Raw genomic sequence first — 20343 nt, 5'->3', positions numbered from 1 at the left:
CAGCTCAAGTACTGTCTGCCTCTGTTAGCTGCCTTGTATGGAATGCATGAATGTCGACCCTCACCGCGACACCCGCCGCTGCAACCACTACGCCCCAGATAAGCCCGCTGGTCATGCGCGTGCTCGGCGCCTGTGCCCTGGCGCACCTGATCAATGACTTGATCCAGGCCGTGCTGCCGTCGATCTACCCGATGCTCAAGGCCAACTATGGCCTGACGTTTACCCAGGTCGGCCTGATCACCCTGACCTTCCAACTGACCGCATCCCTGCTGCAACCGTGGATCGGCTATCACACCGACCGTCACCCCAAGCCCTGGCTGTTGCCGGCGGGTATGGTCTGCACCTTGATCGGCATCCTGATGCTGGCATTTGTCGGCAGCTTCCCGGCGATCCTGCTGGCGGCGGCGCTGGTGGGTGTCGGCTCATCGACGTTTCACCCGGAAACATCCCGCGTGGCACGCCTGGCCTCCGGCGGCCGCTACGGTTTGGCGCAATCGACGTTCCAGGTCGGCGGCAACACCGGCAGCGCCTTCGGCCCGTTGCTGGCGGCGGCCATCATCATTCCCTACGGCCAGTCCCATATCGCCTGGTTCGGCCTGTTCGCGGTGTTCGCAATCGGGGTGCTGTACGGTTTGAGCCGCTGGTACCGTCACCACCTCAACCTGTTCAAGCTCAAGCAAGGCAGTCAGCCGACCCACGGCTTGTCCAAAGGCCGCGTGACCTTTGCCCTGGTGGTACTGGCGCTGTTGGTGTTCTCCAAATACTGGTACATGACCAGCCTGACCAGCTACTTTACGTTCTACCTGATCGAAAAATTCCAGCTGTCGGTCGCCAGCTCCCAGATGTACCTGTTCCTGTTCCTCGGCGCGGTGGCCGTGGGCACCTTCGCTGGCGGGCCGATCGGCGACAGGATCGGCCGCAAGAAAGTCATCTGGTTTTCGATTCTCGGCGCCGCGCCGTTCACCCTCGCCCTGCCCTACGTCGACCTGTTCTGGACCGCCGTGCTCAGCGTGATCATCGGTTTTATCATCGCCTCGGCGTTCTCGGCCATCGTGGTATTCGCCCAGGAGCTGGTGCCGGGTAATGTCGGCATGATCGCCGGGATATTCTTCGGCCTGATGTTCGGTTTCAGCGGAATCGGCGCGGCGTTGCTGGGCTTGCTCGCGGATCACCACGGTATCGAATACGTCTACAAGCTCTGCTCGTTCCTGCCGTTGGCGGGTATCCTGACGATCTTTTTGCCCGCGACCAAAGGCGTCTGAGCCTGCCGCTGACCAGTGGGTGCACACTTGAACAATGTGGGAGGGGGCTTGCCCCCGATAGCGATGTGTCAGTCGACATCTACTTGACTGAAACACCGCCATCGGGGGCAAGCCCCCTCCCACATTGGTATGTTTCTCCTCTTTGGAGCGCAATGTGGATGATCAGGCCGCTTACCTTAGCGGTAAGCTGGCACTGGCAAATATCTGTACGTAGACTGCCGCCATACCCCCATTTGAAGGCGGCGAAAAAACGTGATGCAAGTTACCGAAGTCTCCATTGCCCAATTGCGCGCTGCGCTTGAATCCGGCCACACCACTGCCGTTGAACTGGTCCGCGCCTACCTGGCGCGGATCGAGGCCTATGACGGCCCGCAGACCGCTACTGCGCTGAACGCCGTGGTGGTGCGCAATCGCGAAGCCTTGAAGGAAGCCCAAGCGTCCGATGCACGCCGGGCACAAGGCCAGACCCTGGGGCCGCTGGATGGCATTCCCTATACCGCCAAGGACAGTTACCTGGTCAAGGGCCTCACCGCCGCGTCCGGCAGCCCGGCATTCGCCAGGCTGATCGCCCAGCGCGATGCCTTCACCATTGAGCGCTTGCGCGCCGGCGGTGCCATCTGCCTGGGCAAGACCAATATGCCGCCCATGGCCAACGGCGGCATGCAACGGGGTGTATATGGCCGTGCCGAAAGCCCGTACAACGCCGCTTACCTGACCGCACCGTTCGCCTCGGGGTCGTCCAACGGCGCCGGCACGGCGACAGCGGCAAGCTTCGCCGCGTTTGGCCTGGCCGAAGAAACCTGGTCGAGCGGTCGCGGCCCGGCCTCCAATAACGGCTTGTGTGCGTACACGCCTTCGCGTGGGGTGATTTCGGTGCGCGGCAACTGGCCGCTGACCCCGACCATGGACGTGGTGGTGCCCTATGCGCGCACCATGGCCGACTTGTTGGAAGTGCTCGACGTGGTGGTCGCCGACGACCCCGACACCCGCGGCGACCTGTGGCGCCTGCAGCCCTGGGTGCCGATCCCCAGCGTCAGCTCGGTACGCCCGGCGTCTTATGCCGAACTCGCAGAGGGCAGCACGGCCCTCGCCGGCAAACGCTTCGGCGTGCCGCGCATGTACATCAACGCCGACCCCGAGGCCGGCACCAGCGAAAAACCGGGAATCGGTGGGCCGACCGGCCAAAAGATCCACACCCGCGCCTCGGTGATCGAGCTGTGGCAGGCCGCGCGCCAGGCCCTGGAAGCCGCCGGCGCCGAAGTCATCGAGGTGGATTTCCCCTTGGTGTCCAATTGCGAAGGCGACCGCCCCGGCGCGCCCACGGTGTTCACCCGTGGCCTGGTGTCCAGGCAATTTCTGCACGATGAGTTATGGGAACTCTCGGCCTGGGCTTTTGATGATTTCCTGCGCGCCAACGGCGACCCGGCCCTGAACCGCCTGGCGGATGTCGATGGCGCGAAAATTTTCCCCCACGACCCCGGCACCCTGCCCAACCGCGAAGACGACCTGGCCGCCGGCATGGACGAATACGTGCGCATGGCCCAGCGCGGCATCACGCCGTGGAACGAGATCGGCACCTTACCCGATGGCTTGCGCGGTCTTGAGCAAACCCGTCGCCTGGACCTGGAAGACTGGATGGAGACCCTGGGCCTCGACGCAGTGCTGTTCCCGACGGTGGCTGATGTCGGCCCCGCCGATGCGGATGTCAACGAAGCCTCTGCCGATATTGCCTGGAGCAATGGCGTATGGGTGGCCAACGGTAACCTTGCCATCCGCCACCTCGGCGTGCCCACCGTCACTGTACCGATGGGCGTGATGGCGGACATCGGCATGCCGGTCGGGCTGACGTTTGCCGGGCGGGCCTATAACGATTCGGCGCTGCTGCGCTTTGCCGCGGCGTTTGAAGCCACTGGCAACAAACGCGTAATCCCGCCGCGCACACCGCCGCTGCAAGCCTAACAGGCAACGTGTATCCAGCTGATGCTCCGAGGTCCAAATGTGGGAGGGGGCTTGCCCCCGATGGCGGTGTGCCCTCTCTGCGGCCAGCGTGGTTTGACGGGGCGCCTGAGATCAACAGCGACTCGCTTCGCATCGTGGTTACGGGTGGGCGCTGCAGCGTTGTGTAGGAGCGAGCTTGCTCGCGAAAAATTCACAGGCACCGCGTTCATTCAGGAAGCACGCGTTATTGTTGACGTTTTTCGCGAGCAAGCTCGCTCCTGCAGTGGGCGCTGTACGTTAATCGAGTGGTACCAGGGCAGGCCCCCTCCCACACGGGTGCTGTATTCACCTCAAGCAGCGCGACGCTGCCACTCGTCCACCACATCGCCCAGCGTCTTGGGCACGCCATTGCGTATCCAGGCCATGAATGGACGGTTGAACTTGAACGCCGGGCCGCAGTGCTCAAGCATGAAGCGGCGCACGTTCTGGGTATTCCTGTAGCTTGGGGTTACGGGTGTAGCACGGGTGATAACGCCACTGTGCCAGTCAAAATCCATTTTATGCCTCGCGAGTGGGGATGCTGGTCACCCACATGACCGCAAAGGCGATCAGATCACTGCAAAATTTCACTTTCCTTCTCCCTCGCACTTAATGCATGGTTGTACGACGACGTACCTCGTCGTATTTACACCCACAAAAACAAGGAAACACCCATGCCCAACTTCAAAGTGCTGATCGCTTTCCTGTGCCTGTTCTGCGGCTACGTCACAGCCGCGCCGGCTCCCGCCGAGAAGGATGTGGCCCAGGCGGTCGATCAACTGACCCAGGCCATGTTGCACCTGGATCTCAAGCAACTGCAAGCGCTGACCTCGGACACCCTCACCTACGGCCACTCCAGCGGTAAGGTGCAGAACAAGGCACAGTTCATCGCAGATCTGGAAAGCCATACCAGCGCGTTCAAGACCCTGGAAATGCAAAACCAGACCATCACCCTGAACGGCGACACCGCGCTGGTGCGCAACCACTTTCACGCCCTGGCGGTGAACAGTGGCGTGGAGGTGCCGACCGATATCGACAACTTCCAGGTCTGGCAGAAGCAGCAAGGCAAATGGCTGCTGATCGGTCGCCAGGCTTATAAATACTGATCCTCGCCGGTGAGCCGTTCAGCCGCGGCTCACCATTGCACCACCTTGCGCACCGTGATCAACGCCTGGTGTAACGCCGTCATCGACACCGACCCCAAGGCCAGGCGCAGGGCATGGGGCACCTGTGCGCAGACGGCAAACGGTTCGGCGGTGGAGACGCAAATACCCTCGCGCTGCAAGCTCATGGCCACCTGATCAGCGCGGGCGTCTTCGGTCAGCGGTAGCCACAAGAAATACGATGAGGGGTGACTGATATAGCTCAGCCCCGCCAGCACTTGCGCCGCCAAACGTTGCCGCGCCTGGGCATCTTCGCGTTTTTGCGCCTCCAGCCGCGCAACGGTGCCATCTTCGATCCAGGCCACGGCGATCGCACTCATCACCCCCGGTACATTCCAGGTGGTTGCCATCAGGGTGCGCTCCAAACGCTTGACCCAAGCCAGGGGCGTCGCGACAAAACCCACGCGCAAGCCAGTGGCGACACTCTTGGAAAACCCGCCGACGTACACCGTGCGCTCAGGCGCCAGCGTCGCCAGCGGCGGCGGTGCGTGTTCGGCGAGAAACGCGTAGGCGGCGTCCTCGATGATCATCAGCTGATGCTGTCGGGCAATCGCCACCAAGTGCTCGCGTTGCGCCAGGCTCATCACCCAGCCCAGCGGGTTATGCACGGTCGGCATGCTGTAGACCGCGCGTACCGGGCGCTTGCGGCACAGGGCCTGCAGGTGATCCAGGTCCGGGCCGATGGCGCTGGCGGGGATTGCGACGATTTCCAGGTGCAAGGTTTCGGCCAGCACTTTCAAGCCCGAATAGGTCAACGCGTCCACGGCAATCACGTCGCCGGGTTTGAGCAGCGCCATCATCGTGACTGCCAAGCCGTGCTGGGCGCCGCTGACCAGCAACACCTGTTCGGCCTGCACCGCCAGCCCGCGATGCAACAGGTGCCGCGCGACCACCGCACGCTCATGCAGGCGGCCGGCATGGGGTTGATAACGCAACAGCGCTTCGAGGTCGCCCGACAACGCCAGCTGGCGCAGTGCGTTACGTAACAGTTCTGTCTGGCCGGGCAAGGACGGGTAGTTGAAATTCAGGTCGAGCATGCCCGCCGCCACAGGCATCTGCCCGCTGCCCTGCCCCGGCGGCAACGCTATCTCGCGCACGAAGGTGCCGCGCCCGGTCTCACCACTGACCAGCCCCATCGCCTCCAACTCGCTGTACACCCGGCTCGCCGTAGCCAGCGCCAGCCCATGGTCGGCGGCGAGCTGGCGGTGCGTAGGCAGGCGTGTGCCGGGCGGCATGTCGCCCGAGCGAATGCCTTCGGCGAACGTATCGACCAGCGATTTGTAACGAGCGCGCGGCATAGTGGATGTATCCATGACAATTTTTTGATTGCCCCAATCTTCAGCCCTAGGATGGCGCCTACGCAACTTCCCTTTTGTGGACCGCCCCATGGCACGCAGCTCGTTTCTCGGCACTCTGGACACCCGCACCCAGGGCTGGATCAACGGTTTTATCGGCGTGCTGATTTTCAGCGGATCGTTGCCGGCCACGCGCCTGGCGGTGATGGCGTTCGACCCGGTGTTCCTGACCATGATCCGCGCGACGCTCGCGGCCATCCTGGGGTTGTGCCTGCTGCGGCTGTTCAAGGAAAAACGCCCCACTCGCCAACAATGGGCGCCCTTGGCCATCGTCGCACTCGGGGTGGTGATCGGGTTCCCACTGCTGACCGCGCTCGCGCTGCAATACGTCACCTCGGCGCACTCCATTGTGTTTATCGGCCTGCTGCCACTGGCAACGGCGATTTTCGCCGTACTGCGCGGCGGTGAGCGGCCAAGGCGGGTGTTCTGGTTGTTTTCGGTGCTGGGCAGTGCGCTGGTGATGGGTTACGCCTTCGCCCAGGGCCTGAGCGCCGCGCCCGCCGGGGATGTGCTGATGCTGTTGGCGGTGCTGGTCTGCGGCCTGGGCTATGCCGAAGGCGCCACGCTGTCACGTAGTCTCGGCGGCTGGCAGGTGATTTGCTGGGCCCTGGTGGTGGCGCTGCCCATCGTCGCGCCGTTGAGCCTGCTGCTGGCGCCCGCCTCGTTCGCAGGCATCAGCCTGCCGGCCTGGCTGAGCCTGGGTTACGTAGCAGTGTTCAGCATGTTGGTCGGCTTCGTGTTCTGGTATCGCGGCCTGGCCCAGGGTGGCATCGCCGCAGTCGGCCAGTTGCAGCTGCTGCAACCGTTCTTTGGCCTGGCCCTGGCGGCGGGCCTGCTGCGTGAGCAGGTGAGCCTGGGGATGCTGCTGGTCACGGTGGCGGTAATCGGTTGCGTGGCCGGGGCCAAAAGGTTCGCACGCTAGCGCGACGGCCCAAGGCCTGCTAAACAGAAGTGTCGTCCCCCGCCCTATTGCCAATCGAGGACTGCACCGATGACGCGTCTCACCGCCAAAGACTTTGCGCCCGAACTGCTGGAACTCTACGACGGCTACGCCCACGGCACGCTTAACCGCCGCGAATTTCTCGACCGCGCCGCACTGTTTACCTTGGGCGGCCTGACCGCCTCGGCCCTGCTCGCAGCCCTGAGCCCCGACTATGCGCTGGCCGAACAGGTGAAATTCACCGATCCGGATATCGTCGCCGACTACATCACTTACCCATCACCCCAGGGCAACGGCACGGTACGCGGCTACCTGGTGCGGCCGGCCAAGGCCGTCGGCAAGTTACCTGCAGTGGTAGTGGTGCATGAAAACCGTGGTCTGAACCCCTATATCGAAGACGTCGCGCGGCGCCTGGCCAAGGCCGGCTTTATCGCCCTGGCGCCGGACGGCCTGACCTCGGTGGGCGGCTACCCCGGCAACGATGAAAAAGGCGTGGCCCTGCAGCAGACCGTCGACCCGACCAAGCTGATGAACGACTTCTTCGCCGCCATCGAGTGGCTGATGCACCACGACAGCAGCACCGGCAAAGTCGGCATCACCGGTTTCTGTTATGGCGGCGGCGTAACCAACGCTGCGGCGGTGGCCTACCCCGAGCTTGGCGCAGCCGTGTCGTTCTACGGACGCCAGCCTGAGGCCGGGGACGTGCCGCGCATCAAGGCGCCGATCATGCTGCACTACGGTGAGTTGGATGCGCGCATCAATGAGGGTTGGCCGGCCTACGAGCAGGCGCTGAAGGCCGCGGGCACGACGTACGAGGCGTATATCTACAAGGGCGCCAATCACGGTTTCCATAATGATTCGACGCCACGTTATGACGATGCGGCGGCGAACCTGGCCTGGGAACGCACCCTGGGATGGTTTCGCAAGTACCTCGCTTAGACACAATCAAACTGTGGAAGGGCAACTGCCCCTTCCGCATCAGCCAGCACTCGTCTGCAACCAGCCTTTGAACGCCAGCATTGCCGGCGTTTCGGACCGTGACTGCAAGCGCGTCAGCCAGTAACTGCCGGTGCTGATCTGCACCTCGAAGGGCTGGCGAATCCTGTCGTTCTCCAACTGCCGCGAAAACATCCGTGCCGGCGCCAATGCCACGCCGATGCCCTGCAGCGCCGCGTCCATCATCGCCAACGACGAATCGAACACGATGCTGCGCGGCACCAGCGTGTCTGACGGCAGGCCGGCGGCCCGGAACCACAGACTCCATTCATCGGCGCGGTAAGAGCGCAGCAACGTATGTTTCAACAGGTCGGCCGGCGTGTGCAGCTGTTCGGCAAGGTGCGGCACGCAGAGTACGCTCAGCGGTGCTTCCAGCAGTTGGCAGGCCTCGGTACCGTGCCAGGCGCCGGCGCCGAAACGGATCGCGTAGTCCAGGCCTTCAGCGGCGACATCGACACGGTTGTTGTGCGTGGACAGGCGCAGGTCGATAAACGGGTAGCGACTCTGGAACTCCGGCAGGCGCGGCAACAGCCAGCCCACCGCGAAGGTACCGACGGCGCCGACCGCCAGCACCTCACGGTAATGCCCGGCCTCGAACTGGCCTAGCGTATGGGCAATGCGATCGAACGATTCACGCAGCACCGGCAACAGGGTTTCGCCTTCGCGCGTGAGCATCAGCCCGCGCGGCAAGCGTTTGAACAGTGTGACATTGAGTTGCGCTTCCAGGCTTTTGACCTGGTGGCTGACCGCCGCCTGAGTAACGCATAACTCAATAGCTGCCCGGGTAAAGCTCAAGTGCCGGGCGGATGCCTCGAACGCTCTTAACGCGTTGAGAGGCAAATGAGAACGCAACATGGTGACCCCAAATTTTCTAATGGCTGACGCGAGATATGATCCTTTGTCCAATGTCGACAAACTGTATAGATTTGCCCCGCCTGCGCAGGCTGCTCATTGATTCGATCACATTCATGGAAGCGCTATGATGCCCCAACACAACCTGTCCGCAGTGCGTAAATTCACCGCCCTTGCGTTATTTATCGCCACTGGCGACTGCCTCGCCGCCACCGACTTGCGTGCCGTGGTGGATGCCGGGGTCAAGCCCTTGATGCAGCAGCAGTCCATCCCCGGCCTGGTGGTCGCCGTGGTGCAAGATGGCAAGGCGCAATACTTTAGTTACGGCATGGCCGACAAGGATGCCCAACGCGCCGTGACCGAAAACACCCTGTTCGAGGTGGGTTCGGTCAGCAAGACGTTTACCGCCACGCTGGCCGGGTACGCCGTGGCGCAGGGCAAGCTCAAGCTGGCAGACCCTGCCAGCCACTACCTGGCAGCATTGCGTGGAACCCCATTCGATCGCATCAGCGTACTCAACCTGGGCACTTACACCGCCGGCGGCTTGCCGCTGCAATTTCCCGCCGAGGCGGACACTGCGCAGCGCATGATCGGTTACTACCAGCAGTGGAAACCCGACTTCGCGCCAGGTGCCCGGCGTTTGTATTCCAACCCAAGCCTCGGGCTGTTCGGCTACCTGGCCGCACAAAGTCTCGGGCAACCGTTCGACACGCTGATGCAGGACACACTGCTGCCCAAGCTCGGACTCAACCACACCTTCCTCCATGTGCCCGCCGAGCAGCGCGGCCTGTACGCACAGGGCTACAGCTCTGAAGGCAAACCGGTGCGGGTCAGTCCGGGCGCCCTGGACAGCGAAGCCTACGGTATAAAGACCAGTGCCGCGGACCTGCTCCACTACGTTGAAGCGAACCTCAACCCGGCTGGCCTGGAAAAACCGGTGCAACAGGCCATCGCGAACGTCCAGACCGGCTACTACCAAGTCGGCGCCACCACCCAGGCACTGGGCTGGGAGTACTACGCGTACCCGGTCAAGCTGCAAACCCTGATCGACGCAAACTCCACGCCGATGGCCATGGAGCCGCACCCAGTCACCTGGTTGCCGACGCCGCAGGTACAACCGGCCAATGTGCTGTTCAACAAAACCGGTTCGACCCGTGGTTTCGGCGCCTATGTGGCATACGTACCGAGCAGGAAAATAGGCGTAGTGATCCTGGCCAATAAAAATTACCCGAATGCAGAACGCGTGAAAGTGGCCCATTCAATCCTGCGTGCCATGGACCACTGAAACCGAGTGGCTGAGCAAGGCCTCGACATCGCTGATGTCTAACCAGCCCGCACGAGCCGGCGTCGCCGGGGAAGCAAGCTGAAATAACTGAGCCTGGAACGTCGCGCTCGACTCCTGCAACGAATCTCGCTGCTGCACGTACGAAGCGTGCAGAAGCGATCGTCGTCTTCCTGGAGTTCATTTATGCCGGCAGTTTCTCCCGCTCTGATTCCCAGCCCCGCCGTACAAGCGCCCCCCCAGTCCCCGCCGGTAACCGCTGTGACGGTACCCGCCCCTGCACCAGTCCCCAGCGCCGATGTGCCTGCGTGGGTGAAACTGATCAAGAAAAACCCGGATTACAAAGCTGACATGGCGCTCTCGGCCGCTTATGCCGATGCGCTGGTGGAGGCTGCGACCAGCACAGATACCAATGCCTATGACACGCCGCACTTGCCCGTGTCTCCAGACTCGACGTTCGGGCAATGGCGCCAGCAACTCGACGCCCTGCTGGCGAGCCACGACTTTGGACAGTGGGCCGACGCCCAGCATATCGATCAATCCAAACCCATCCGTATCGCCCCTGCCAATGGCACCTCACAGGCGCATATCGTCGCCTCGCTCAAGGCAGCCTCACCCCGCGAGAAGGCGCCCTTGGTGTTATTCGCGGCCGGCCAGGGCAAGACGCTGCCGCACACGTGGCCACTCATCATGCAGGCCGCCAGTACCTTGTCACCCAACGGTCATTCACTTGAGGTGCCTGCGGCCGGTCGAGCATCGTCCAGCATGCACGCCGAACGCCCCGCCTCAATCAGAGAGATCGCCAGCTTTTATGGCGAGGTGCTGCCCTCCACCGTGCAAACCGCCGCGCAACGAGCCACTCAGCTCAAACAGGCAGATTCGTTTCCCGCCGGTGATAGCTCACTTTCGACGGCGCAGCTCGACACGCGCACCGGGGATCGGCTTGAGCACCAACAGAAAACCCTGGGCGACATACGTAATGACAACCGATTGTTCCAACAGTTGAGCAATGTTCTGGACCTGATCGACGCCGACACCGAGCCAGACGAAACCCGCCCCTACTCCATCACCACACTGCCTACAGCCGAAGCGATCGAAGGGGCTGAAAAAGCCAGGATCAAAGACCTGCTCAAAGGCACTCACCTTGAAATAGATCCTTCGTCCTGGTACTTCCAGGATGAGCAACTCATGCCCGAAGACAACGTGACGCTGGAGCAATTCATCCATGACAAGTTCGGTAAGATTCCCGAGACAAGAGCAGAAATCCTCAACCTGATAGGCCTTCTCAAACAAACGGAACCCGCGACGCCCCCCCATGGCAATTACACCGGAGCCTTGGGGTGGGAAGCGCCCGTCAGCGCGTCCGAGCAACAGGAGCTTTATTCCCACATTGCGTACAACAACCTGCAATTGCCAGGTCTCAGCGCGGGAAAAAAAACAGATGCTTTCAATTACCTGACCAAAAATCGACACTGGACAAGCACCGAGCTGCGCAACCCTGCCCATGTGCTGCGGGAGATACTTGCATCGCCAAAGGCCAGGGAATTGGAAGCCTCGCTGCAGAAAAAAATGGGCGCCGCCGAAAACCCCGACAGCTGCGACTGGGTACTGGCCGCCATGCTATTGGGGCTGGACGCGCCAACCTGGCTGCGCACGCCTAAAAAAGCCAATCAAACCGCAGGCTTCGACCTGGCCGACAAAGCCTTTCACGGAAAACCGCTCGACACCATCAAACATGCGCTGGTCGAGCATCTGGTGCAGACCCGGCGCGCCTCGCAAGAGATGGCGCCCGTGGCCGCGCATCTGCTGCTGGCGAGCGCGGCGCCGGAGCTTCAGGTCAAGGACATCCCCAAAGACGTGACCTATGGCTCACCGGCCTGGTTCAGCCTGAAAGCCACGGTGGCCTACATCGAAGCGAAGCACCCGGGAAGCAGTTCATTGATGAGCTTTGCCGAAGTGGTCAAGTACGGCGACGTCAACCCGATCAGCGACGCCGACCAAACCTTGCTCAATGAGGTCAAGCAGGCTGCAGTCATTGACTGGGCCTTGGCCTATGGCGTACTCAAACCCTCGGCGACGGGTGAGTATTCGGCCGAACAGCTGAACGCTGCGCACACGACGTTCACTGAAGTCATGACCGGGCTGAAGAAGATCAAGCAGGAGGTGAACGCACCTGTGCCCCTGCAAAAGTCGATGGCACTGGAGGTACTGGGACAGCACATAAAAAATGTCCCGCTTGAAGCAGCGGTCATTACAAACCCCCAGTCAAGAACCAATAACGCACTCAACGACGGGCTTTTGCACGTCAATACCGGCCCTTATTCGTTGTTGGACATGTACCTCTCCGAGCATGCACCTAACCTCAAGGACGATAACACCTGGTATTCACTCGACCCCTCAAAGGTGCCGGACGCCGCGATCAAACTGCTGGGCGATCTGCCTGACATCAAGTCCCGGCATCGCGACGCGGTGGCCAACTTTCAGCAAAGCCGGGCCAGCGGCCTGGTCAACCTGACCAAACACCTGATCGCGCAACTGCCGATAGAGGACCGTCAGCACCTTGAGTTCGGCAAACTCGACCTCTTTATCGAGGGCACCGTCATCAAACATACCAGCTACACCCGGGCGGGCGATATCAATCACGACCAGCCATTCCCGAAACAGGCGAGCGACAAGCGCTCATTGATCGTCAGGGCCACCCATGGCGACAGCGTCAAGGCCTATGAATTCTGCCCGCAACAGAACACGTTGAAACCACTGAGCGACTTCAAGCCCGGCCTGCAAGGCGACTGGGCCCGCCAGCCAGCCGGCATTATCGGCGGCGACAAATTCTCCAACACCGCCATCGTGCCCTTTGACGTGCCGGCGGGCGTGCCCGGCAGTCTCGACGCCACCCCACCTGGCGAAGGGGCTGTCCCGGCCTCGTATACCAGCGCCCGCAGCCAGTTTCTCGGTGAGCTTCTGGCCCGGCACACCTTTGGCAATCGCCCGCTCGACGAGTGGGTGAGCGCAACCGGTCACACCACGCGTTTCAGTGAAGAAGATCAAGACTTCGAACATAGCAAGGAGCTGTTGCTGGGATCGATACCTGGCGTGAACCTGGTCAGGAACGTGGTCAAGGGAGACTGGCTGGCCGTGACATCCGGGCTTATATTTGATGGGGTGATGTATGCCACCACCGCCGGCCTGGGAGGTGGGCTCAAGGGGGTTAAAATCCTGGGGGCCGCCACAAAGCGTACACCTCAGACCTTTGGCAACCGCTTCTTCAATCGCACGCGGGCATTGACGTCATCGACACCAGCGACTGACGTCGACCGGCTATTGCGCGGGCGTACGGGGCGCAACGATCTCTCGAAATTCGCCACCCGCCCCGATGTCGCAGAGGGTACTTACAGGAAAAACGGTGCGACTTTCTCAGTGCAGGCGAAGCTGGACAAAAAAACCGGGAAAATTCACGCATTCGACCCGGTGAAAAACCGCACCTATGGAAAACCGCTGGAGAACTTCACGCCCCATGCGCACGTTGATAATGCACTCCCCGGCACCAGTCGCAGTAGCCTTACGGGCAGGGAGCGTGCGCTGGATACCGCATTGGGGCGCGATAACGTGATTCAGATGGGGGGCCCGATGGAGGATTTGAAAATGCTGGGCCATGAAATGCACACGTTCTCCGATAAAGGCAAGACGCGACTCAACATCGTCGCACACGGCCGTAAGCCCAGTGCGATGGACCAGGGATTCGGTACGGGTACACGTGCTTATGTGGATAATGTTCCTTATGACGCCCCTGGGTTGGTCAAATTGCTGCGGAGCAAAGGGGTCGATCCGGCCAAGTACAAAAGTGTACGTCTTTTGATTTGCTACTCGGCAAATGGACGCCACAGGCCCTTCGCACGTCTATTTCAAAAAGAAATAAAACGGCCGGTCAAAGCCTTTGAGGGACCGGTGTTCATGAGTCACGGCTCGACGCCCATGGCGAACTTTCATAAAAAGGCCCAAGAGATAGTGACGCGAAACTCGCCGCACCTGGGCCCGCACGCGGTGAATAGAGAAGCCGACAAGCTGATGGACGCCATGTTCGGCAAGGGTCAGGTCACTCCCCATATAGAAAAAGCTCATGGGAGCACAATTCGCGTCAACATAGCCCCTATGGATGCTCCGGAAGTCTGGCGGGACACGGTCATCACTTACCAGCCACGCCAGTTCAAACGCTAAGCCAATGCCAGTCCTTTAGAGGCTGGCATGTCTATTTCTCCTGTTCGGCATACGCCCACGTCATCCTGAACGACGCCCCGCCCCACTCCGAATCCAGCACTTGCACCTGCCCGCCATGCCATTGGCTGACCCGTTTGACCAGCGCCAGGCCCAAGCCAAAGCCGCCCGTGCGACGGTCGCGGCTGGTATCCAGGCGCAGGAAGGGTTCGAAGATCTTGGTGCGCCCCTCCAACGGCACGCCCGGGCCGTCGTCATTGACCCGCACTTCATAGCCGCTGCCGAACGTCACCAGCGACACTTCCACGCGGTGATCGGCATAACGGATCGCGTTGCGCAGCAGGTTGATCACCGCCCTTGCCATGAAGCGCGGTTCGATCTGGATAAAATCGACTTCACAGGCGCGCAGCGACAAGTGCACGCCTGCGGCCTCGGCCTCCAGCGCTACGCTGCCGATCACGCTGTCCAGCCAGCTATGGGCCTCGATAGTTTCGCGGGTAACCTGGGTCGCGCCGCGCTCCAGGCTGGCGTAGGTCAGCAGTTCGGAGACCATGTCTTCCAGCTCGCCAAGGTCGCCGTACATATCGGCGATCAACTGGCGGCTCTGGCGCGGATCGGACTGCTGCTTGAGCTGATCCAGTTCAAAGGACAAGCGTGCAATCGGCGTGCGCAGTTCGTGGGACACCGCGTTGGTCAGTTCGCGCTGGTTGGCGATCAGGCTTTCGATGCGCTCGGCCATCTGGTTGAAGTGCCCGGCCAGTGCGCGCACGGTGGAGCGGCGCGGCAGCAGGATGCGCGAACCGAGGTCGTTGTCGCCGAAGCGCTGCGCCGCCAGGCGGATGTGCTCCAGGTCGCGCCAGTGCGGGCGCACCCAGAAATACAGGACGATGGCCAGGCTTACGCCGAGGAAGCCATAGGCCCACAGGTACAGCCACTTGGGCTCTTCCGGCAGTTGGATCTCAAGCAATTGCGCGCCGTCGTCGATAGGCGCGAGAAACTTCATGAAGTCCTCGCGCACCACCACCTGATCATTGGCCAGGAGCTTGTGTTCGCGCTCGCTCAGGTGCTGGGCGCCGCGCTGCACCAGTTTCAGGCGCAGGCCATAATGCGGTTGCAGTTCATCCAGGCGCGCCTGGCGCGCCGCGCCCTGTACCGGCCGCAGTTGCTCCACCAGGGCCCACGCCGGACCGCGCAAGGCCTCTCGGTTATAGGTCTCGTTGGACTCGGGCATGTACGCGTCCAGGCCGTAGTTGACCAGCCAGATCGACCCGGCCAGGCCGAGCGCGAGGATCACATAGAGGCGCAGATACAGGCGCAGCACCTAAACCTCCCACGCGAACGGATTGAACAGGTAGCCCTTGCCCCAGATGGTCTTGATGCACACCGGCTCACGCGGGTTGTCATTGAGCTTGCCGCGCAGCTTGCTGATATACACGTCGACGCTGCGGTTCAGGCCATCGAAGGCAATACCGCGCATTCGGTTGAGAATGTCGTCGCGCGAAAGGATGGTTCCGGCGTTGCTCGCCAGCAGCCACAGCAACTCGAACTCCATGGTGGTGAGGTCGATCTGTTCATCGCCCAGCCTGACCACCCGACAACTGCGATCGATCGACAACCGGCCAAACGCCAGGGCGCCACGCACCACGGGCTCGGGCGCCTGGCGCCGTTGCAACGCGCGCAAACGGGCGAGCAGCACCGGCGGCTTGATCGGCTTGATCACGTAATCGTCAGCGCCGGACTCAAGGCCGAGGATGTGGTCCAGATCATCTTCCTTGGCCGTCAGGATCACGATGGGCGTGTCCGACACATTGCGAATCTCGCGGCACACATGCAACCCGCTCTGGCCCGGCAGCATCAGGTCCAGCACGACCATTTTCGGCTTGAATGCCAGAAACGCGGTCAAGGCCTGATCGCCCCGGTGCACCACGCGCACGTCGAAACCATGCTGCGACAGAAAATGCGCGATCAGCCCTGCCAGCTTCTCGTCGTCCTCAACGAGCAGGACCTTGCCCAGACCCAGGTTTTCCATAAGTTCTCTGTGTGCGAATGCAGATTGAAAGGCCGGCATTATAGGTGGCAAGCTGGTCGAGGAGAGCAGCGTCCGTGTACCGTGCCAGGAAGCTTCATGCTTTTAAGAGTTTTTAACAAATAGCCTGCAATCTTTTACGCCATTCACAGGGACTCATATGCGCAGGGATTACCTGGCGTTCTTCGTTTCGCTGTTCCTGTCGCGGCTGGCGGACCAGATCCTGCTGTTCATCGTGCCGCTGGTGGTGTTCCAGACGACCCAGAGTGTGTCGTGGGCAGGCCTGGCATTCTTTGTCGAATCACTGCCGCGCTACCTGGCATTTCCCATATGCGGGGCCTTGTGCGACCGGTTTTCCCCCGTGCGCATCCTGCACATCAGCCAGGTGTATCGGGCCTTGGCCTGCGCAATGGCGGTAGCGCTGTACGGGCTGTTCGACGGTATCCAGTGGCTGGTGATCCTCTCCGCGGTATGCGGGATATTGACCACCCAGGGCATCATGGCGCGGGAAGTGGTGATGCCGCATATCTTCCAGCATTACACCTACGCCAAGACCTTGTCCTATTCTCAGATCGCCGACCAGAGCGGCCTGGTACTCGGGCCTTTGGTGGCGGCGCTGATGCTGCAAGTCTGGCAGTGGCCTTGGGTGGTGCTGGGAATCGCTGCGCTGTTTGTGCTGGCGGACCTGGCGATGCTGGTCTGGCAGCGCCACACCACGGTGGACCTGCCGCTGCACGAACAACGCGCAGGTATCTGGCTGCAACCCTTGCGGACCGCCTTCGGCCACATCCGCAACCGGACGGAGTTGAAACGCATCATTACCCTGGCGGTCGGTGTGAACCTGATTGTCGGGGTCACGCTGGCTACATCGGCGGCGATGGTCACCGGGCAATACGCGGCCGACAAAGACGCCTACGCCCTGCTGCAAGCCGCCGGCGCAGTGGTCACCCTCGTGATTCTGTTTTACCTGGCGCGTTCGACCCTGGCGCTGAAGCTGCTCGGCGGGCTGTCGTATTCGATGATTGCCGTCGGCGCGCTGATCACCGCCATCAGCCCCGGCCTGTGGGCATACGCCGTGGGCTTTCTGCTGGTGACCGGTTTCGACAAGATGTTCAACGTGTACATGCGCAGCCTGCGTCAACGGGTCATTCCGGTGCAGGATTTCGGCAAGACCGTGGGCGTGATCACCTTGCTCAACAATCTGGCCCAGCCCTTGGCAGGCCTGATGATTGCCGTTCTGGCCGCGCCCGTCGGCACGCAAACGGTGATCCTGCTGCTGAGCGCAATCAGCGCCTTGATCGGCGTGGCCGTGGCCTCAGGCTGGCACGCCACTGTGAAAGCGGAACTCGATGTCGGGTGACTCGATCAGCGCCTGCTCGGCCGCCCTCACCCGCTCGATCACCTGGGCGATGTCCTTGGCGTCACCGTACTGGTACGCCAATTTCAGGTAACCCTGGAAGTGCCGTGCTTCGCTTTTGAGCAAACCGAAGTAGAACTTGCCGAGTTCTTCGTCTAAATGTGGCACCAGCGCTTCGAAACGCTCGCAACTGCGCGCTTCGATGAAGGCTCCCACCACAAGTGTGTCCACCAGTTTGACCGGTTCATGGTTGCGCACCACCTTGCGCAGACCCGAAGCGTAACGGCCGGCGGACAACTGACGCAGCTCGACCTTGCGTTTCTTGATCAGGCGCATGACCTGTTCGTGATGCACCAGCTCTTCACGGGCCAGGCGCGACATCATATTGATCAGGTCGACGTGGCCATGGTATTTGGCGATCAGGCTCAGGGCCGTGCTGGCGGCTTTGAATTCACAGTTCTTGTGATCAATCAGCAGGGTGTCCTGATCGGCCAACGCGGCCTGCACCCAGGCATCAGGGGTGCGGCAGCCGAGGAATTCGTGGATTTCGGGCAGGATCATCGGGCTCACGGGCAAAGGATCACAAAAGGGCGCCGATTATACCGACCCCGCCGCAGACCGCCAGCCATGGGCCTTGATGTACATCAAGATGACGCCAGGCCAGCAGCAACTATAGTTGTTTGAGCCCCCTTCCTGGAGATCCGACCATGCAAGCCATCCGCAGCATCCTGGTGGTCATCGAGCCCGAGCATTCCGAAAGCCTGGCCCTCAAGCGCGCCAAGCTGATCGCCGGGGTAACTGACGCACACCTGCACTTGCTGGTATGCGACAAGAAACATGAGCATTCGGCGCTGTTGAGCGTGCTCAAGGAAGGTTTAAAGAACGACGGCTACAGCGTCACCACCGAACAAGCGTGGAACGACAGCCTGCATGAAACCATCATCGAGGTACAGCAGGCCGAAGGCTGCGGGCTGGTGATCAAGCAGCACTTTCCCGACAGCCCGTTGAAAAAAGCCCTGCTGACCCCGGCGGACTGGAAACTGCTGCGCTACTGCCCAACGCCCGTGCTGCTGGTCAAGACCGCTACGCCATGGGCCGAACGAGTGATTCTGGCAGCCATCGACGTGGGCAATACCGACGGCGAACACCGCTCGCTGCATAACGCCATCATCGACCACGGTTTCGATATCGCCACCCTGGCCAAGGCGCAGTTGCACGTCATCAGCGCGCATCCATCGCCGATGCTGTCGGCGGCGGACCCGACCTTCCAACTCAGGGAAACCATCGAGGCGCGTTATCGCGAGCAATGCAAAGCCTTCCAGGTCGAATTCGACGTGGATGATGCACACCTGCATATCGAGGAAGGGCCGGCGGATGTGCTGATTCCCTTCGCGGCGCATAAATGGCAAGCGGCCGTGACCATCATCGGCACCGTGGCGCGTACCGGGATGTCCGGGGCGTTGATCGGCAATACGGCGGAGGTGGTGCTCGATGCGGTGGAAAGCGACGTGCTGGTGCTCAAGCCGCAGGCACTGATGGACCACCTGGAAGAACTCGCCATCAAGTCCTGACATCGACCCTTCAGGCACAGAGGACGCAATGTGGGAGGGGGCTTGCCCCCGATTGCAGTGTGTCAGTCACTCTAGGTGATGCTGATAAACCGCCATCGGGGGCAAGCTGAACTGGCCTAATGATTTTGGACACTTCAATCGGGCGCTATGATAGCGCCCAAATCTGAGGTGTTTGGTTATGCGTAAATCTTATTCGAGTGAGTTCAAGCTCAAGGCTGCCAGCATGGTGTTGGATGAAGGTCAGCCGGTTACCGAGGTGTGTGCCACCCTGGATATCGGCCCCACAGCCCTGCGCCGCTGGGTCGATCAAGTGCAAAAAGAACGCTTGGGCTCGACCCCGGTAGGGGCCAAGGCGATTACTGCTGATCAACGAGAAATCCAGAGGCTCAAAGCTCTGCTCAGAGAGAAAGACCTGGATATCGAAATTCTAAAAAAGGCCAGTGCTCTCCTGCTTTTGGACGCCAAAGATCATTCACGTTGATCGATGAGCTGGACGAGCAGTACGGCGTTAAAAGGTGTTGCCAGGCGTTTGGGGTCAACCGCAGTAGCTTCTACGCCTGGCGCCAGCGCCAAGGCAGAGCAAATCCTGAGAGGGATAAGCTCAAAGCCGCGCTGGTCAGGCACCACAAGGCGTCCAGAGAGTCGGCCGGTGCACGTACGTTGTCCAAGGAGCTACAAGCCAAAGGGCATCGTATCGGGCGTTATATGGCTCGCAGTTTGATGCGCGAAGCTGGCATCGCCAGCCGTCAGCGCAGGCGCCATAAGTACAGGTCGCCGGGCGTGGAGGCCTTGGTGGCGCCGCACGTGCTCAAGCGAAAATTTGATGTGACGGCGGTTAATCAGGTGTGGTGTGGCGACGTGACATATATCAAGGTCGGCAAGCGGTGGATGTACTTCGCCGCCGTTCTGGATTTGTACGCTCGCAGGATCGTGGGCTGGTCGTTCTCGATGATTTCTGATGCCAACCTGACCTGCGAAGCGCTACGCATGGCGGTTGAGCTACGCGGCCATCCCCAGGATGTGTTGTTTCATTCTGACCAAGGTTGTCAGTACACCAGTCATAAATTCCGAAACGAGCTGCTGAAACAGGGGTTTAGGCAGAGTATGAGCCGTAAAGGCGAATGCTGGGACAACGCCCCGATGGAGCGTTTCTTTGGCAGCTTGAAATCAGAGTGGGTGCCTGAAACGGGCTACAAACTGGAACATGAGGCCCGAGCAGACGTGCAGCGCTATGTCTCGCGCTACAACATCAGCAGGCCTCATAGCTACAACGACTACCGGTCGCCGGTCGTGAAGGAAAGGTTGGCGGCGTGAACCTTAATCAGTGTCCAAGATTACTTGACCAGTTCA

At 61.2% G+C, this 20343-nt stretch carries 17 protein-coding genes; 11 read left to right on the top strand and 6 right to left on the bottom strand.

Annotated elements, in window-relative coordinates; all coding sequences use genetic code 11:
- Positions 1-50: 50 nt before the first annotated feature.
- Both BFQ04_RS08135 and BFQ04_RS08130 read left to right on the top strand, forming a co-directional pair.
- Positions 51-1262: an MFS transporter gene (locus tag BFQ04_RS08135; protein ID WP_065950372.1), complete on the top strand. Its 1212-nt coding sequence runs from the start codon at positions 51-53 to the stop codon at positions 1260-1262.
- 252 nt (positions 1263-1514) lie between these two features.
- The gene (locus BFQ04_RS08130; RefSeq protein ID WP_175413262.1) at positions 1515-3221 is read left to right on the top strand and encodes an amidase; all 1707 of its coding nucleotides are present in this window, start codon (positions 1515-1517) and stop codon (positions 3219-3221) included.
- Positions 3222-3550: 329 nt separating this feature from the next.
- Here BFQ04_RS08130 and BFQ04_RS08125 read toward each other — a convergent pair whose 3' ends face one another.
- Positions 3551-3757, bottom strand: a complete 207-nt coding sequence (locus BFQ04_RS08125; RefSeq protein WP_065950370.1) for a DUF6434 domain-containing protein — start codon at positions 3755-3757, stop codon at positions 3551-3553.
- Between the two features lie 156 nt (positions 3758-3913).
- Between BFQ04_RS08125 and BFQ04_RS08120 the strand changes: the two genes are divergently transcribed.
- Positions 3914-4345, top strand: a complete 432-nt coding sequence (locus BFQ04_RS08120; protein ID WP_065950369.1) for a nuclear transport factor 2 family protein — start codon at positions 3914-3916, stop codon at positions 4343-4345.
- Between the two features lie 29 nt (positions 4346-4374).
- Here BFQ04_RS08120 and BFQ04_RS08115 read toward each other — a convergent pair whose 3' ends face one another.
- Positions 4375-5700 carry an aminotransferase-like domain-containing protein gene (locus BFQ04_RS08115; RefSeq protein ID WP_065950368.1) on the bottom strand — a complete coding sequence of 442 codons (1326 nt, stop codon included), beginning with the start codon at positions 5698-5700 and terminating at the stop codon, positions 4375-4377.
- An 88-nt stretch (positions 5701-5788) separates the two neighbouring features.
- On the opposite strand from BFQ04_RS08115, the gene BFQ04_RS08110 reads away from it, so the two are divergent.
- Complete coding sequence (locus tag BFQ04_RS08110; RefSeq protein ID WP_065950367.1) at positions 5789-6679, top strand: DMT family transporter; 891 nt, start codon at positions 5789-5791, stop codon at positions 6677-6679.
- Between the two features lie 69 nt (positions 6680-6748).
- Positions 6749-7636 (top strand): YghX family hydrolase, encoded by an 888-nt coding sequence (gene yghX / locus BFQ04_RS08105; RefSeq protein ID WP_065950366.1) that lies wholly within the window; start codon positions 6749-6751, stop codon positions 7634-7636.
- A gap of 39 nt (positions 7637-7675) precedes the next feature.
- On the opposite strand, the gene BFQ04_RS08100 is transcribed toward yghX, so the two are convergent.
- Complete coding sequence (locus BFQ04_RS08100; RefSeq protein ID WP_065950365.1) at positions 7676-8548, bottom strand: LysR family transcriptional regulator; 873 nt, start codon at positions 8546-8548, stop codon at positions 7676-7678.
- Positions 8549-8672: 124 nt separating this feature from the next.
- Between BFQ04_RS08100 and ampC the strand changes: the two genes are divergently transcribed.
- Entirely contained in the window at positions 8673-9830 is a 1158-nt protein-coding gene (ampC, locus tag BFQ04_RS08095) for a class C beta-lactamase (protein ID WP_065950364.1), read from the top strand.
- 309 nt (positions 9831-10139) lie between these two features.
- Positions 10140-14042: a hypothetical protein gene (locus tag BFQ04_RS08090; RefSeq protein WP_065950363.1), complete on the top strand. Its 3903-nt coding sequence runs from the start codon at positions 10140-10142 to the stop codon at positions 14040-14042.
- Between the two features lie 31 nt (positions 14043-14073).
- Here BFQ04_RS08090 and BFQ04_RS08085 read toward each other — a convergent pair whose 3' ends face one another.
- Positions 14074-15360, bottom strand: a complete 1287-nt coding sequence (locus tag BFQ04_RS08085; protein ID WP_065950362.1) for an ATP-binding protein — start codon at positions 15358-15360, stop codon at positions 14074-14076.
- Complete coding sequence (locus BFQ04_RS08080; protein ID WP_065950361.1) at positions 15361-16068, bottom strand: winged helix-turn-helix domain-containing protein; 708 nt, start codon at positions 16066-16068, stop codon at positions 15361-15363.
- 157 nt (positions 16069-16225) lie between these two features.
- Between BFQ04_RS08080 and BFQ04_RS08075 the strand changes: the two genes are divergently transcribed.
- Positions 16226-17425 carry an MFS transporter gene (locus BFQ04_RS08075; RefSeq protein ID WP_065950360.1) on the top strand — a complete coding sequence of 400 codons (1200 nt, stop codon included), beginning with the start codon at positions 16226-16228 and terminating at the stop codon, positions 17423-17425.
- On the opposite strand, the gene BFQ04_RS08070 is transcribed toward BFQ04_RS08075, so the two are convergent.
- The gene (locus BFQ04_RS08070) at positions 17381-17983 is read right to left on the bottom strand and encodes a tRNA-(ms[2]io[6]A)-hydroxylase (RefSeq protein ID WP_065950359.1); all 603 of its coding nucleotides are present in this window, start codon (positions 17981-17983) and stop codon (positions 17381-17383) included. The two genes, BFQ04_RS08075 and BFQ04_RS08070, sit on opposite strands and share 45 nt — an antisense overlap.
- 146 nt (positions 17984-18129) lie before the next feature.
- Here BFQ04_RS08070 and BFQ04_RS08065 point away from each other — a divergent pair, with 146 nt between their 5' ends.
- From BFQ04_RS08065 to BFQ04_RS08055, 3 genes are all read left to right on the top strand, one after another.
- Positions 18130-18993 carry a universal stress protein gene (locus BFQ04_RS08065; RefSeq protein ID WP_065950358.1) on the top strand — a complete coding sequence of 288 codons (864 nt, stop codon included), beginning with the start codon at positions 18130-18132 and terminating at the stop codon, positions 18991-18993.
- Between the two features lie 178 nt (positions 18994-19171).
- Positions 19172-19474 (top strand): transposase, encoded by a 303-nt coding sequence (locus BFQ04_RS30360; RefSeq protein WP_065949522.1) that lies wholly within the window; start codon positions 19172-19174, stop codon positions 19472-19474.
- Positions 19471-20307 (top strand): IS3 family transposase, encoded by an 837-nt coding sequence (locus BFQ04_RS08055; protein WP_065949523.1) that lies wholly within the window; start codon positions 19471-19473, stop codon positions 20305-20307. The genes BFQ04_RS30360 and BFQ04_RS08055 overlap by 4 nt, the downstream gene beginning before the upstream one ends.
- The last annotated feature ends 36 nt before the right edge of the window (positions 20308-20343 follow it).

Origin of the sequence: Pseudomonas sp. 37 R 15, assembly GCF_900004865.1 — a bacterium.
Classification (GTDB): domain Bacteria; phylum Pseudomonadota; class Gammaproteobacteria; order Pseudomonadales; family Pseudomonadaceae; genus Aquipseudomonas; species Aquipseudomonas fluorescens_AM.
This window is presented reverse-complemented; position numbering and strand designations above follow the sequence as displayed.